Source organism: Nostoc sp. CCY 9925 (assembly GCF_963920935.1).
GTDB lineage: Bacteria > Cyanobacteriota > Cyanobacteriia > Cyanobacteriales > Nostocaceae > Nostoc.
Genome location: NZ_CAWUDO010000025.1, coordinates 61,459 through 77,910 on the forward strand (window position 1 = coordinate 61,459; position 16,452 = coordinate 77,910).

The window sequence follows — 16,452 nt, forward strand, 5'->3', positions numbered from 1 at the left end:
AGTGATTCTTAAGGATTCAAAATTCCAAATTCAACAATGGGATCATGGCAAGTATCTTAGTAACTGACTAGATGCTTTCTCAAGTAGCTGCTCGCCTGTCTACCCCTATGAGCTATGACAGTTTTATATCTGTCACCTGCAACCTATATTTTTTTCTTAGTTATGTTAATAGTCATCGATAATTACGATAGTTTTACATATAATTTGGTGCAGTATCTGGGAGAATTGGCAGCAGAGTTCCCAGTGGCAGGTGATATTAGAGTTTTTCGTAACGACAAAATATCTATAGATGAGATTCGGGCATTAAAGCCAGAAGCTGTGGTTATTTCTCCTGGGCCCGGCCGCCCAGAAGATGCCGGTATTTCCCTAGAGTTGATTGAACGACTAGGACAAGAGTTACCAATTTTGGGTGTTTGTTTGGGCCATCAAAGTATCGGTCAAGTGTTCGGTGGTAAAATAGTTTCTGCTCCAGAATTGATGCATGGTAAAACCTCTCTGGTGACTCACACTGGGGTGGGGGTTTTCCAAGGATTAGAAAATCCGCTCACCGCCACCAGGTATCATAGTTTAGTCATCGATCGCGAGACTTGCCCTGATGTGCTGGAAATCACCGCTTGGGTTGACGATGGCACAATTATGGGAGTACGGCACCGGAACTATCCTCAGATTCAGGGCGTCCAGTTTCACCCAGAGAGTGTCCTGACATCATCAGGAAAACAATTATTGCGAAACTTTCTCCAACAGTTACAGTCGAGAGCTTAATTAATGAAACGACGACAGTTGATGGGTTATGCTGGGGCGGGATTGGTCACAGCTTCAGTTACTACCTTGGGTTCCCACCTGCGAGCTGACGCACAATCTAGCGGTTTATCAGTTAAGTGGTTGGGTCATACTTGCTTTCTTTTTGATGGTAGCAGTGCAAAAATTCTCGTCAATCCATTTCGGGCGGTCGGCTGTACTGCTGGGTATCGTGTGCCAAAAGTTGCAGCGGATTTAGTATTAATTAGCAGCCAACTGCTGGATGAAGGTGCTGTAGATACACTACCAGCCAATGCAAAGCTGATCTATGAACCAGGGGTTTACGAATTCAAAAGTATTAAGTTCCAAGGAATCGCTACAGACCACGATCGCAAAGGTGGTAAGCAGTTTGGCTCCAATACCGCTTGGAGTTGGAAACAAGGCGGAATTAATATCCTACACTTAGGTGGAGCTGCTGCACCTATTTCCATTGAGCAAAAAATTCTCATGGGTCGTCCCGACGTGCTATTTATTCCAGTGGGCGGCAGCGCAAAAGCCTACAATGCTCAAGAAGCAAAGCAGGCCGTTGAAGTATTAAATCCCAAGCTAGTAATTCCCACCCATTACCGAACACAAGCCGCCGATGGTGCTGCCTGTGAGATTTCGCCACTCGATGATTTTCTGGCCTTAATGCAAGGAGTAACAGTGCGGCGTAGCAGTGGAGATACTATTTCCATTAATCCTAAAGATTTGCCGGAAAGCAGCGTGGTTCAGGTTTTGAGTTACAAATTTTGATGAGTAGGAGATGAGGGAGATGAGGGAGAATAATAACTCTTCACTCCCCACTCCTAACTTCTGAATTCTAATTTTAGAACGTATACCACTCTGGGGTCAGTCTATCTGCTTCGCCGATGGGAGTTTCAACGGCGGTTGTGCCATCGATAGTCCAAATGTTGTCTGCACCTGCTGTCTGATCGCGCCAGTAGATGTCAGTTTTGCCATCACCGTTGTAATCGCCGAGGGATGGTGTTAGAGATGCACTATTGCTCGGTAGGAAGGCTTGAGTGGCAACGTTTGTACCATCCATCAACCAAGCTGTGTTCTCACCTGTGGTTGCATTCCGCCAGAAGATATCGGTCTTACCATCACCGTTGAAATCACCAATTTGAGAAGTCCAAGAGGGGTCAAGTGTTCCCAAAGCACCTTCTGTAACTACGATGCCTCTCATCACCCAAACCTTACTTTCACCTGTTTGAGTGTTTCTCCAGAGCAAGTCTGTGGCTAAGTCGCCATTGAAATCGCCAACTTGATAAGTCCAGGCTGCATCTTGTGATTGCAAGCTAAACTCAGTCTTTTGGGCACCATCCATAAACCAAACACTGTTCTCACCAGTTGTCTGATTGCGCCAGAAGATATCGCTCTTGCCGTTGGCATCGAAATCAACAATGGTAGAAGTTAAGGCTGGGTCAGTGGTGTCTAAAACAGTTGCATTCACAACATTTGTGCCATCCATCTCCCAAATAGCGTTCTCGCCGGTTTGGCTATTGTGCCAGAAGATATCAGTTTTGCGATCGCCATTGAAATCGCCAATTTGAGAAGTCCATGCTGGGTCAACGTTGGTGAGAGCAGCCGCACTAGCAACTCTGGTTCCGTCCATTAAGACAATGCTGTTCTCGCCGGTTGTCTTATTGCGTAATAAGAAGTCGGTTTTGTTATCAGCATTGAAATCACCAATTTTGTAATCATAAGCTGATAGGTCGAATTGACCTAAAGAACCCTGTTCAACAATTCTTGTTCCATCCATCAGGCGAACGATAATTTCACCAGTTTGAGTATTGACCCAAACTTTGTCTGTTTTGCCATCACCGTTGAAATCAGGAACGATCGCTGCACTGGTTAAGTAAGGATTAGGATTGGGATTTTCTGACACCACCGCAGATTGTTCTGATTGAGAAGAACTGCTGCTGCCAAAAAATGAGCCAGATTTTAGAGTATTTGAATTATCAAGTGGAGATGCTAATAATGCTTGCGATTTTTGGAAAGATTCTGATGCCAATTGAGACGTATTCAAAGACAAGTCTGAGGAACTTTTTCCAAACATGGTGTTTTTTTATCATTGGTTGTTATCTGTTTTTAACTTTTTCGAGCCATGCCTTTCTGTAATCAAAGAACATTTACCAGGCTTTCAATATTTCTTTATAACTGTTTTTTTTTGCTTAATGTCAGCCTTTAAAAATAAATTATTATTGGTTTTAAATCATTTATTCAAAAATTTCAAGTGCTATACAAACAGTTAGCACATCCATTTTCTATGTGATGATTTATAGACAAAATCATGTTATGTTCTGCTAATAATTGCTGTTAAATGTTAACTATTAACAGTCACCACTGATATTTTTCAAAACTCAAATAGATTGCCATATAGCTTATTGATTTTTTCGCTGATTCAGCTTGGTATCAAAATCTTCTCAATTCTCTATTCTGAATGCTTATGTTTTATAACTTGAGTGGAAACAAATATTGGCTAGAATAACTAAGATTAGCAACTAGCGAGAAGCATCATCTGTGCATCCTCTGGTTGCCAAAAGTGTAAAATAATACGACAGTTTACAAATAAATCAACTATGCAAACAGAATATCGGCAACGTCGCGAGCAGTTAATGGCAAAAATTGGTAATGGCACAGCTATTTTTCGCAGTGCGCCAATGGCAGTGATGCACAACGATGTTGAGTATGTTTATCGTCAAGATAGTGATTTTTTCTACTTAACTGGATTTAACGAACCACAGGCCGTTGCAGTGTTAGCGCCTCATCATGCAGAACATCGGTTTGTGCTGTTTGTGCAACCCAAAGATCGGGAAAAGGAAGTATGGAGTGGTTATCGCTGTGGGATAGATGCAGCGAAGGAAATTTATGGTGCTGATGAAGCGTACCCAATTAACGAATTAGATGAAAAATTGCCGCAGTATTTAGAAAAAGCCGATCGCATTTATTATCACTTAGGACGCGATCGCGCTTTTAATGACACAATTTTAGGGCATTACCAACGGTTACTACAAACTTACCCCAAACGCGGTACAGGGCCTGTGGCCATTGAAGATACCGGGACTATTATCCACAGCATGAGACTGATTAAAAGCGAAGCCGAGTTGGAGTTAATGCGCCAAGCAGCAGCGATCGCTATTGAAGCACACAATCACGCCCAAGAAATCACAGCACCCGGACGTTATGAGTATGAAATTCAGGCGGAAATGGAACGCATCTTTCGAGTGCGGGGTGGAATGGGCCCGGCTTATCCTTCCATTGTGGCTTCCGGTGTGAATGCTTGCGTATTGCACTACATTGAGAATGAACGGCAAATGCAGGATGGAGAATTACTGTTAATTGATGCCGGTTGTGCTTATGGTTATTACAACTCCGATATTACGCGCACATTTCCAGTGGGAGGGAAATTTACACCAGAACAAAAGACATTATATGAGATTGTTTTGGAGGCACAAAAACAAGCGATCGCTCAAGTGCAACCAGGTAATTCCTTCAAATCAGTTCATGATACAGCAGTGCGCGTCTTGACTGAAGGTTTAGTTGAACTTGGCATTCTCCAAGGCGAAATTGACAAATTAATTGAAGAAGATAAATACAAACCATATTATATGCACCGCACCAGCCATTGGTTAGGTTTGGATGTGCATGATGTGGGAGTTTACCAGCACGGTGAAGATAAACCACAGATTTTACAACCAGGTCAAATTTTGACAGTGGAACCAGGACTTTATATTGTCCCAGATACTAAATTAGCAGAAGACCAACCAGAGACTCACCCCCGATGGATTGGCATTGGTATTCGCATTGAAGATGATGTCTTAGTTACACCTAATGGACATGAGGTGTTAACTGCGGGAGTTCCCAAGGAAGTGGATGAAGTGGAAAGATAAAAAGCTGACTTTTCACGTCATGTGGAAAAGCTAACGCAAAACCTAACCCCCCAGCCCCCTTCCCTAGTAGGGAAGGGGGAGAAATCAAAGCCTCTCTCCTTGCAGGGGAGAGGAATGGAAGCGGGGTTTTCCAGATACCGTGAAAAGTCAGAGATAAAAAGGAGTCAGAATTCAGGAGTCAGAAGTTAGAATGGTTGAAAAATCAATGATTGTATACCTGCTTGATTTTGTTCAAATTATCAAGTTTGGCTATCTAAGATTGATTAATTCTGGCTTCTAAATTTTGAATTCTGAATTCTTATCCCAAAACTAAAATTTGGGGGACTCCATTAGAGTAGTTGTTAAAATTCCTAAGATTTTGTCTATTTCTTTTAATTTATCGAACCGCCAAGACGCCTTTGCGTAATACCATTTCACGAAATATTTGATACATAATGATTAGTCTCTAATTCTTTCCCCCTGCCCCCTGCTCCCCTGCTGTCTATTTGTATCAATTTTAAAGTGAAACGGTAGAAGCCCTGAATCTCTCAAATTAACTACATCCCTCTACAAATTCAACCTCTGGTAATTTACCTGAGCGAAACTCAGTAACACGCTTGCCATCAGTCTCAAATACTACACGATAATTTTGGTCAGATTGGTCTTTTGGTATAAATGTCAGGTAGTGACCACCTTGGACATAGTTATGAGGAGTGACTTTAATTTGTCCTGGATAGAGGGATTTAATCCGTGCTTCCGTGTCACCAATTTTTGCACCTTTTAAGGTAGTAATTTTGCTATCTCTCCAGACATCCACTCTAGAAATACGACCTTCTGTCACCATGAACCCAACATTTTTAGGGCCCCATTCCGGCTTGACGTAGTAGCAATATTTATTCGGTGGGTCGCCAACTAGCCGAGTACCAGCAGCTTTGCTCGCTTGAGAGACCGTCATTCCAACTCGTACCTGTCCAATACCATTGGTGAACAATTTAGATTGATTGGTAAGTTTTGTCTGTGCTATGACTGTTCCCACAGTCACAGATGAAAGAGCAAAAGTTAACAGTACAGACGCGATTAATCGCGTCTGTACAAGAGTCAATAATTTAGCTTTACTATTCATTTGCTGCAAATCAAAATGGGTAGATATTTATATACAATAGCCATGTTGCTAGTTTCGGATTTTTATTCGGTTAATTGCTCAAACTTGGCTACAGATTACTACTTCATTCGAGTGGGTGAGGCGAACATAATTTTTAATTGATATAATTTACTTTTTTACTCAATAGTTACTCTTTTTTATCTTGTGAGCAAGCTTAGGTAAAAAGTAACCCTGACCACCAGCCAAATCTAAATCTGAGCCGTCCAACTTCAACCAGTAAAAATCAAAATCTATAGATTTTTTATTTATATTTGAATGCATTTCCCAATGTCGCCAAGTCGATAGTGTAGGCTCAGTCAATTCCAAATGATAAACGTAGCGTTCTTGAATTTCCTCACGAGAAGGAGCTATGTCATATTGATAAATACCCAATAGCTCAATAAGACGAACTCCTTTAACACCAGATTCTTCATAAATTTCTCGCACTACAGCTTCAGATGGCTCTTCACTTTCTTCAACTGTACCAGCAGGTACTTGAACGCCAGCTTCCGGAAAATCAGTATGTGTAAATACCATTAATTTATCTTTGTTAGTAACATAGGCAATTACTTTTTTTGTTGTAGATTTAGTAGCCATATTTTTGCTTACAAAAAGCCTAATCTGTTGATTGCTGAAACTCAGCTATTACTTCAATCCAACCAACTATATTGCGGTTTAAACCTGCACAGCAGTTTTGTAGTTTCAGGAATAGTTTAGCAATAAAAAATGAGGATAGTCAGCACTATCCCCATTTTATTTTTTGTTCTTTTTTCATTTCCAGGCATTAGCCTAGAAATCAATTATTACAGTTGTGGTACGTACTGTTGTTTCTCTGGCACTTCAGCGTACTCAGCCACAATCTGACGGAATTCTTCACCGTCAATAGTTTCTTTTTCAATGAGCAAATCTACTAAGCGATCAGTGACGGTGCGATGGTCGCGGATGATTTTCTTAGCAGTTTCATAGCAATCTTCAACGATCGCTCTAACTTGTCCATCAATCCGGGAAGCGATGGATTCAGAATACTCTGATCTGGTTGTCCAGTCACGACCCAAGAATACTTCTCCCTGCTGGCTTTCTAACGACAGTGGGCCTAAGTCTGACATCCCGAAACGAGTCACCATTTGCCGCGCCATTCCTGACAACTGTTGCAAATCTCCACCAGCGCCAGTGGTCACTTCCGCAGCGCCAAAAATCACCTCTTCGGCGGCGCGACCACCCAAAGCACCAGTAATCCTGGCTTTCAACTGGGAGCGAGAAATTAATCCTTGTTCTTCGTTGGGAGTAAACCAGGTCAAGCCCTGTGCTTGTCCCCGTGGAATCAAGGTGACTTTCTGCACTGGGTCATGGTCTTTTAACAAAGTTCCTACCAAAGCGTGTCCAATTTCATGGTAGGCAATTAAGCGCTTGCTCTTGCTATCTACCAATGGAGTACCTTCCATCCCGGCGACTACCCGATCCACCGCATCATCAATTTCCCGGAGGGTGATAGCTTCTTTGCGTCTTCTAGCAGTGAGAATTGCTGCTTCGTTGAGTAAGTTGGCTAAATCAGCACCAGTGAATCCGGGAGTGCGACGAGCGATCGCTTCTAAGGATACGCTAGGGTCTAGTTTCTTGTTTCGCGCGTGAACTTGCAAGATTTCCAAACGCCCTTTGATATCGGGTGCATCAACTGTTACTTGGCGGTCAAAGCGACCGGGACGCAACAATGCTGAGTCTAGTACATCGGGACGGTTGGTAGCAGCAATAATAATGATGCCTGTGTTACCTTCAAACCCGTCCATTTCGGTGAGCAATTGGTTGAGGGTTTGCTCTCTCTCGTCGTTACCGCCGCCGATACCAGCACCGCGTTGGCGTCCAACTGCGTCGATTTCATCAATGAAGATGATACAGGGGGCGTTGTCTTTAGCTTTCTTGAACAAATCGCGGACGCGGGATGCACCCACACCAACAAACATTTCCACGAATTCGGAACCAGAAATGCTGAAGAAAGGTACGCCTGCTTCACCAGCGATCGCTTTTGCCAGTAAAGTTTTACCAGTTCCAGGAGGCCCGACTAACAGCACTCCCTTGGGAATGCGTGCGCCCACAGCAGTAAATCTTTCTGGCTGTTTGAGGAAGGTGACAACCTCTTGCAATTCTTCCTTGGCTTCTTCAATCCCGGCTACATCATCAAATTTGATTCCGGTTTTTGCCTCCATTTGGAAGCGGGCGCGGGATTTGCCGAAGTTCATTGCTTGACCTGGCCCACCGGGGAGGTTGCTAGAACGTCGGAACAAAAAGAACAATCCAGTAATCAATAAAACTGGAAACACCAGATTGCCCAATAATCCCCAAATTGCGCCATCATTCCGCATGGGGTGAGCATCAAAACTAATTCCCTTTTCTTTAAGCTTGCTAATTAACTCAGGGGCGTTAACAGGCAGATCCACCCGCCACCGTTGGATGTGATTTTCCAGATCTGGATCGCGGGCTTCTAAAATTGCCGTCCTACCGCCTTCGTACAGATCGACACTGGTGACGCGATCGGCATCCAAATATTCTAGGAAGCGACCATAGGTCATCCGAGTGTTGGCTGCATTTTTAGTCATATCCGCAGGTGCACCTGCAAAAGCCCCTTGCCAGAAGAAAAAGCCAATTACCAAAGCCGGCAAGGTCCAGAGTACCAGGACTTTCCAGGAGAATTTCATGTTAATTTGCCTCTAGATACCTATACAACTCATTAGCCTTAGCAACCGAATGGTCTATCACTCTGTCACTTTGAGCTGTTAAACGGATGTTCATAAATCCATTTTTTTAATTTGATTTCTTACATGCACTGCCATAGAAGCTTTAGACCATTATGGCGATGCCAACAAGAATCTTAATTAAAGTTAACTTAATTTTAATACAATATCGTGCCAGAAAAGAAAGAGAAAGGCGAGTCGAGAGATGGGGAGATGGGCAAAAAAGGAAAATAACTCATAATTCCTAACTGTTGTACAGAAAAGGGTTAATCGCGTCTGTACTCCTAAACTCAGCACGGGCTAAACCCCCGCTACCGTTAACAGCACTTGCTATGCCTTACTTAACTTCCGTAATTTGTAGAGTGTAAGGAAGATACTTGCCTTTGTCATAGGAACCAACCCAAATTTGGTAAGTTCCAGCCAGCCATTCACCAACAATGCCGGCATTTTTACCATCAAAATCGTCATTGCACCAACTACCACCGGGTCCCTTAACAATCATGGTGGTATCCTCAGGACTTTGGACTTGTAGCTTTAGGTAATCAAATTTACTTGTTAACACTAATGTGTGGTCTGGTGTTTCATCAACAAATCCAGTACAAGGACCGGTGGCTGTTTCAGTTCTACCAGCTACTTGATTCCCAGATATTGAGCCACCACTCATCCCGCGAACTGTCAGTGGGTCTGGGGAAAACTGGGGGCCAATGGTGAGATCTCCAAATATCGTTGGCGCTTCTTGGGCATCAGCTATGGCATTAACTGAGGTGATGAAAAGCGTAACTATCATCAACGATAATCTTATCCCTCTATTGAGCGCTTTTATCGGCATTGTAATTAGGTTTGCTTCTAAGTGTTTTTGAAGACATGAATTTTACATGCCAAGTTCCCAATATGAGGAGAATTGACTACAAAAGGGAATGGGGAATAGGAAGGGTGCGAAGCTTTTTTATAATCTCCCCATACTTCCTTATCCCTCCTATCCCCCTTATCTCCCCCTACTCCCTACTGTCAGTTATTGCTCTACTTAAACGCGGCCGATCTAAACCAATCTGATTGAGCAGTAACCAAGATTGGATGAGGTCGGGGCCATGAACGTCTCCAGTTAAGGCTGCTCTGAGCGATCGCATTACTAAGCCTTTTTTGACTTTTTGCTCTTTGACCACTTGTTTAATAATGTCCTGAGCAGATTCCTCCGAGAGTTGTGACTGATTTTGCAAAGCTGTGACAATCCCCTCAAGGACGGCAGCAGAACCTTCTTGCTTGAGTTGTGTATTTGCTTCCTCGCTAAATTCAACTATGTCGCTGAAAAACACTTGACTCATAGCTACAGCATCTACCAGTCGAGTCAAGCTTTGGCTAATTAAAGTTACTAGCTGTTCTAACCAGGGGCGAGTGCGTCCACCATCGAATTTATACCCAGCTGCTTCCCAATGGGGTATGAGTAAATCTGTGAGTTTATCTACAGGCGTATTGTGGATATACTGACTGTTCAACCAATCCAGCTTATCCCAGTCAAATTTTGCACCTGCTTTATTGACGCGCTCAAAACTAAATTCCTTGGCTGCTGTTTCTAAGGTAAATATTTCTTGGGTTGAATCTGGGGGTGACCAACCAAGTAATGTCATGTAATTTACCAAGCCTTCGGCGGTAAAGCCCATTTGCTGAAAGTCACAAATGGAAGTGACTCCATCCCGCTTGGAAAGCTTACGCCCTTCTTTGTTTAAAATCAGTGGCGAGTGGGCAAACTCTGGGATTTTTGCCCCCAAAGCTTCATACAGCAAAATTTGCTTGGCTGTGTTGGCGATATGGTCTTCTCCACGAATGACATGGGTGATTTGCATATCGATGTCATCCACTACAACTACAAAGTTGTATAAAGGTTGACCGCTACCTTCTTCTGAGGCGCGGGCAATAACCATATCACCACCTAAATCGCTACCTCGCCAAGACATTTTTCCCCTGACTAGATCGTTCCAGACAATTTCCCGATCGTCTTCAATTTTGAAGCGAATCACAGAAGAACGACCTTCTGTTTCAAAAGTGGCGCGTTGTTCTGGGGTAAGGTTGCGGTGACGGTTGTCATAGCGGGGAGCTTCACCTCTAGCTTTTTGGGCTTCTCGCAAAGCCTCTAGTTCTTCGGCGGTGGTGTAGCAGCGATAGGCTAATCCTCGGTCAAGCAGTTGTTTTACTGCTTGTTTATAAAGATCCAGGCGTTGGGATTGAAAAAATGGCCCTTCATCCCAGTTAAGTCCTAGCCAACGCAGTCCTTGAAGGATATTTTCGGTATATTCGGGACGCGATCGCTCTAGGTCTGTGTCTTCTATTCTGAGAATGAACTTCCCGCCGTGGTGGCGGGCAAATAACCAATTAAATACAGCCGTTCTCGCTGTACCAATATGTAAATTTCCAGTCGGACTCGGCGCAATACGGACTCTGACAGTCACAGTTAATTCTCTCTTTTGCAAAGCATGAATAAATGTACCTTATATTTAAACTGTAAGCCCTGAGTCCATAGAGATACGATTCCTGACTTCTGTGCTGAGCCTATTAATACGAGATATCTCGGCTATATTCCTCTGATACCCAGAAGTCAACACTCACTAATTAGCGTTTTGTAACGGGACTGACGGGGCTCGAACCCGCAACTTCCGCCGTGACAGGGCGGTGCTCTAACCAATTGAACTACAGTCCCTTGATGGCAACTTTGCTATTGTCGCTATTTTTTTTCTATTTGTCAAGTGTTTTTGGGTAGTAAATTCAAAATTATTTTTCTGTAGTCATTAGGTTTGGGGAGTGCTGTTAGCGGTAGCAGGGCGTTTAGCCTCTTAGGAGCAAAGCCAAAGACTCCGAAGCTCCGGTTAAGAATTATTCTCGTTGTCCCTTTGTCCCCTCATCTCCCACTCCCTCAAAACTTGCAGATTAGTGGTTTAAATAGAGCCTGATAATACAACCTGGGGCTTTGATTCTAGATGCTGCAATACCTGGGATTGCATTTGTTTATACTGCTGTTTTAATAGTTGTTTACTCAAGTGGGGTTGAGAACTCGGTGGTAAGTTCTGACTCTGTTCCACCCAAGTTTTTAACATTTGGCACTGAGTTGGGTCGATGCGACTGCTGAGAACATTAGCGCAGGAATTTGGTGCTTCCAGAGTAAAGAAAATCAACGGGTAGCGCTCATTTTGAGCTAATAAACTCACCAGCTTAAGATTTTGAGGATTTTGCATATCTAGGTAGCAGGGTAGCCATTTAGGGGCTAGTTCCCGATGGTATAGTACAGTCACCCACAACAGCATTGGGTGGGGCGATGTAATGAAAATAAATTGATTGTATCGGGTAGAAAGAGCATGGTTTTTGATTTCTTGTTTCGGCAACATTAACCATAGTGCCGCTACAGATTTTTGTCCTGTGTGTACAAGCTGGGGAAAAACAATTTCTTGAATTGGTTTTTTCTCTGGCCAGGAAAGTTGCCTACAGATTTGTTCTAATGGGATTGTTAACCCAGAATCTAAGGGACGGCTGAGGATGGATCTAGAGGCTAAAGTTGTAGGTAAAGTGGGACAATTAGATTGTTCTAGACTGTTGATAACTTGCAAAATTTGAGCAATATTTTGTGGGCGGTCGCTTGCTTTTTTAGCAAGGCAAGCCATGATTAAATTATTGAGTTTTTGAGGTAATTTTAGATTGGGTTTTACATCTGCGATCGTCTTTGGAGAGTCAAAGTGATGTGCTTTATACCAAGCACCAAAGTAGTCAGTTTCTGGTTGCCAAGGTTTTTTACCTGTGAGCATCTCAAACATCATTACACCCAGGCTATAAATATCAGAGCGAGCATCTAACTTTTCACCATCTAGTTGTTCTGGAGAACAATAGGGCAAAGTGCCATTAAACCCTCTACTTATACTGGCTGTTGATGCATAATTTAAAAATCTAGCAATACCAAAGTCTAAAATTTTAACTAACTGACCCAATATTGGATCGGGGATAACTAATATATTCGCAGGTTTAATATCTCTATGAACTAACGGACAAATTTTGCCGTCAATATTAATTCCTTGATGGGCACACTGTAAACCCAAACAAATTTGTCGGGAGATAGTTAAAAACATTGATAAGGATAGCGGAATTAAATCTTTTAAACTCTTACCAAATAGATATTCCATGACGTAGTATGGTTTTCCTTTTTCACTGACGCCATAATCATACGCCCGCACGATGTGTACACTTTTTTGACTCAAAGCTGCACTCATTAAAGCTTCACGAGCGAAGTCTTGTTGCATTTTGCCATCGACAACAGTCTGAGTCAAAAACTTAATCGCAACTGGTGTTCCCCCTAATAAAATATCATTTGCTAAAAAAACTTCCCCCATGCCACCACTGCCAATTAATTGCTTGAGTTGATAACGATTGGCAAGCAAGCCCGTACTACTTGGAGATGCAAATGGGCTTTGATTCACTTTGATAACCTCTGCTCCTTAGTCTATTTACAGTTCCTAATACGCGAAGATAAATATTGTTAGCTAATGTGGGAATATTTTTAATTTTGATAGCAAAATTTTAACGTATAGATAAAAATTTAAAAATTATCTCCCAAAATTTAGCTAATCTATTTTTTAAATTTTCTTTTTCAGCTTTTTGTTGTGCAAATAACTTTCGTAACATATCTAATTTTAGCTTTTCATACTCGAGCTTTAAAATATTTTTTGCTTCCTGAGGTAAAATTGATTCATTTAATTGTTGATTCATATTTAACGAATCTATAAGTTGCTGACGTTGGCTAGCTGTGAGACTTAAAGTTGTGACATGAGAGCAGCGATCGGGATCTTCTAAAGGAAAAAATAGTAGATGATAATAACCTACTTCTGCTAAACTACGCGCTATATTCTGTCCTTTATTATCTTTCAAATCCAGAAAATAAGGTAGCCATTTCGTTAGAGAAGGTTCGGCATCGTACAGCACTGTTACCCATAATAACATTGGGTATATATTCATTTTAGTGATAAATTCTGTGCTATGGACTTTATCCAAAAATTTTATAATTTCTTGTTTGGGTAACATTGCCCAAAAAGTTGGGATAGGTCTTTGTGGAGTATGCAATAAATGGGGAAATCCAATTGGGGCAACTGGTTTATTTTTAGGCCAATTTTTCTGTAAACATTCTTTTTCTGATAATAATGTTATAGGAACTAATTGCATATCTGGTGAGATTTCAACATTATTACTACTACTAATAATATTGTTTTCAAAGTGACTATTTAACTTTGCTAATTCGTCTAATATTTGGCTAATATTTTCAGGGCGATCGCTTACCTCTTTTGCTAAACAACTCATTAATATTTTTTGTAATCCCTTCGGTATTTTTACTTGCGGATTTACTTCTTCAACGGTAGGCGGCATTTGAAAACGATGTGCTTGATACCAACTACCAAATGAGTGACTTTTTGTCTGAAATGGATGTTTACCTGTTAACATTTCAAACATTAATACTCCCAAACTGTAAATATCAGAGCGTACATCCAGCAGTTTCCGCCCTTCCATATGTTCTGGAGAACAATAAGGCAAACTGCCGATAAAAGAATCTGTCAGGGTCATCCCACTTCGCTCTGTTAAAAACTTGGCAATACCAAAATCGAGGATTTTGACAATTTCTCCTTGTTTAGCATCTTGACTCAGAAATATGTTTTCTGGTTTGATATCTCTGTGAACAATGGGATAAATTTCTCCTTTGAGGCTAATACCTTGGTGGGCACATTGTAAACCTAAACAAATTTGAGTAGAAATCTCTAAAAACTGCGATATTGTTAAAGGCTGAACTTTGAGAATTTGTTTAAGATTTTTACCTTGGAGATACTCCATTACATAAAAGGGAATTTTATCCTCAGTCACGCCGTAACTTAAAATCCGAACAATATGTTTACTTTTACGGCCCAATTGAGCGCCAATAAAAATCTCTCTGGCAAAGCGTTGAGACATGTGCTGGTTGGCTAGACTGAGTGATAAAATTTTGATGGCGATCGCCATCCCACCTTTAGCAGTATCTTCTGCTAGGTAAACTCTACCCATCCCTCCTTTACCAATCAAATCTTTGATTAAATAGCGATTATTTAAAAATTGTCCAATGTAATTGTCTAATTCTACTTTTTGCCCTACCATATTCTCAATTTTTTTTTGTGTCATAAAAATCAATTATGAAAAATATTGTTGGCAAAATACTTGAATAAGTTTAGTCAATTATTAATTCTTATTCGTAAAAATAAATTCAAATTTTTTAGGGTAATTGAACGATATAAGTTGAAAAATTACTCTAAGAAAAATTTATTTTCTTAAACATTCATCGCCTCTATGCAAAAGCTCTTATACATTATGTAACATATTTATTAAGGAATACGGTTGAGAAATTACACTGAAAGTGCGATTAAACTAGATAAATTTAGCTGGTAGATTCCGTGAATACACAGTAATACCAATTCAAAATTAAAAATGATGCTCGCGGACACGGCTTAGCTGCGCTAACAAAATTCAAAATTAAGAAAGCCAGACAGAACAAGGCTTTGGGAGTATGTATCTGTCGCATTCTTTTTTCAAATTGGTATAACAACCAGAAAAAGTAAATATAGCAATCGTATTTGATTTGTGAAAATTTCCAGTGTCCAGATCCCCGATTTCTTAAAGAAGTCGAAGATATAACTTTTGACGAATGATTTAGGATTGCTATAGCAGTAAAATAAATTGCTTAAACTGTGTACCGTTAACGATTCAGATTCGGTAGTAAACGGCGTAGTAATCTGATTAGTGGTGTTTCGATTTTGATTTTAAAAGCGAGGATTTTGGTACGTTGTAGAGAGTTAAAATTGTTGTCGCTGATGAGAATTAATGAGCGCTCTCCATCAGGTAATTTAGGTCCAAGAGTTAAGCCTTCGATGTTGTCTAGTACTACATCTAGAGTTCTCAAATCTAATAACAGTTTTTTCTGAACTGGTTTAATATTCTTTGAATCAACTGCTAAAAGGCTATTAATCCTGTGAAGATCGTCGGCTCCCTCTAAAGAAACCTGAAACAGAGAAACAGCAAATCCTAAACCTGTAAAAGACCTTTCTAAACTTAACAAGTGTCCTTGATTGTCGAGAGCAAATAAATCAGGTAATCCACTAGCAAACTTACCCGTCAAATTCAAAAACTGTCCTACTGGTTCAGTTTGGTAAAGAAATTCCTGTTCTGGCTGGTTGCTGAGCAAGTTATATTGCAAAATCCGACAAGGACTGCCGATTTTAGGTTTAGCAGCTGAGCCATCTTGAATTAAGGCATTTTCTGTAGCTGTAAATAGATATTTTTCATCAGGTGTAATGGTCAGGCTTTCAAAAGCCAAATTGTTACGGATACCTTGTTGACCATTTTTATCTGGTAAAAACTTGTTTGGTATGGGAAGTGTTGTAATTTCTTTACCAGAAGATAGTGAGAATTCTTTAATAAAAGGATTAATTAATTTGCCAACATCGCCTTCAGAAGAAATAAATACAGTACCTTTGTTAGTTAAAGCTATGCCTTCTGTATCAGTTTGACTAGGAGGAAATTTTTCTTCACTTCCATTTAATAAAGTGGTAACATTAACAACAGCAACTCCATTTTTTTGTAAGGAACCCTTACTTAAATCAATTTTTAAAGTGTAGAAACGGGTATTACCTTTTTGCCCACGGTCATCAGAAATAGCGTAATAAAGGTTATTCTTTACATCATAGGTAATTCCAGATAAACCTCCAACTTCGGTTTTTTGTAAGGTTAATTTTTTCGGTAAAGTAACTTCTCCGATAAATTTTATGCTAGTAATCTCAGCAGCACTTGACGGTAAATTTGTGAAGAACAGACTGATAATTACAATCGGGATAAAAAAGTAAATAACTCGTGGAAATACGAAGATTTTTTTAATTAACCGCATGAA

General features: G+C 40.9%; 12 protein-coding genes and 1 tRNA gene. 3 read left to right on the plus strand and 10 right to left on the minus strand.

What is annotated here, in order from left to right:
* The first annotated feature begins 162 nt into the window (after positions 1-162).
* Complete coding sequence (locus ACM0OY_RS15425; protein ID WP_414569741.1) at positions 163-762, plus strand: anthranilate synthase component II; 600 nt, start codon at positions 163-165, stop codon at positions 760-762.
* 3 nt (positions 763-765) lie between these two features.
* Positions 766-1,533, plus strand: a complete 768-nt coding sequence (locus ACM0OY_RS15430; protein WP_414569715.1) for an MBL fold metallo-hydrolase — start codon at positions 766-768, stop codon at positions 1,531-1,533.
* A 73-nt stretch (positions 1,534-1,606) separates the two neighbouring features.
* Here the strand turns inward: ACM0OY_RS15430 and ACM0OY_RS15435 are convergent, their stop codons facing one another.
* The gene (locus ACM0OY_RS15435; protein ID WP_414569716.1) at positions 1,607-2,839 is read right to left on the minus strand and encodes an FG-GAP repeat domain-containing protein; all 1,233 of its coding nucleotides are present in this window, start codon (positions 2,837-2,839) and stop codon (positions 1,607-1,609) included.
* Positions 2,840-3,362: 523 nt separating this feature from the next.
* Between ACM0OY_RS15435 and ACM0OY_RS15440 the strand changes: the two genes are divergently transcribed.
* Positions 3,363-4,673, plus strand: coding sequence for an aminopeptidase P N-terminal domain-containing protein (locus ACM0OY_RS15440; protein WP_414569717.1), 1,311 nt, complete (start codon positions 3,363-3,365; stop codon positions 4,671-4,673).
* A 532-nt stretch (positions 4,674-5,205) separates the two neighbouring features.
* On the opposite strand, the gene ACM0OY_RS15445 is transcribed toward ACM0OY_RS15440, so the two are convergent.
* The 9 genes from ACM0OY_RS15445 to ACM0OY_RS15485 form a co-directional block, all read right to left on the minus strand.
* Positions 5,206-5,775, minus strand: coding sequence for a hypothetical protein (locus tag ACM0OY_RS15445; protein ID WP_414569718.1), 570 nt, complete (start codon positions 5,773-5,775; stop codon positions 5,206-5,208).
* Between the two features lie 159 nt (positions 5,776-5,934).
* Positions 5,935-6,390, minus strand: a complete 456-nt coding sequence (locus ACM0OY_RS15450) for an NUDIX hydrolase (RefSeq protein ID WP_414569719.1) — start codon at positions 6,388-6,390, stop codon at positions 5,935-5,937.
* A 206-nt stretch (positions 6,391-6,596) separates the two neighbouring features.
* Complete coding sequence (gene ftsH2, locus ACM0OY_RS15455; protein ID WP_414569720.1) at positions 6,597-8,483, minus strand: ATP-dependent zinc metalloprotease FtsH2; 1,887 nt, start codon at positions 8,481-8,483, stop codon at positions 6,597-6,599.
* Between the two features lie 373 nt (positions 8,484-8,856).
* Positions 8,857-9,348 carry a hypothetical protein gene (locus ACM0OY_RS15460; protein ID WP_414569721.1) on the minus strand — a complete coding sequence of 164 codons (492 nt, stop codon included), beginning with the start codon at positions 9,346-9,348 and terminating at the stop codon, positions 8,857-8,859.
* A gap of 166 nt (positions 9,349-9,514) precedes the next feature.
* The gene (gene gltX / locus ACM0OY_RS15465) at positions 9,515-10,963 is read right to left on the minus strand and encodes a glutamate--tRNA ligase (RefSeq protein WP_414569722.1); all 1,449 of its coding nucleotides are present in this window, start codon (positions 10,961-10,963) and stop codon (positions 9,515-9,517) included.
* Positions 10,964-11,137: 174 nt separating this feature from the next.
* A tRNA-Asp gene (locus tag ACM0OY_RS15470) sits at positions 11,138-11,211 on the minus strand.
* 235 nt (positions 11,212-11,446) lie between these two features.
* Complete coding sequence (locus ACM0OY_RS15475; protein WP_414569723.1) at positions 11,447-12,973, minus strand: serine/threonine protein kinase; 1,527 nt, start codon at positions 12,971-12,973, stop codon at positions 11,447-11,449.
* Positions 12,974-13,073: 100 nt separating this feature from the next.
* Positions 13,074-14,693, minus strand: coding sequence for a serine/threonine protein kinase (locus ACM0OY_RS15480; RefSeq protein ID WP_414569724.1), 1,620 nt, complete (start codon positions 14,691-14,693; stop codon positions 13,074-13,076).
* 571 nt (positions 14,694-15,264) lie between these two features.
* The gene (locus ACM0OY_RS15485; protein ID WP_414569725.1) at positions 15,265-16,449 is read right to left on the minus strand and encodes an esterase-like activity of phytase family protein; all 1,185 of its coding nucleotides are present in this window, start codon (positions 16,447-16,449) and stop codon (positions 15,265-15,267) included.
* Positions 16,450-16,452 lie beyond the last annotated feature (3 nt).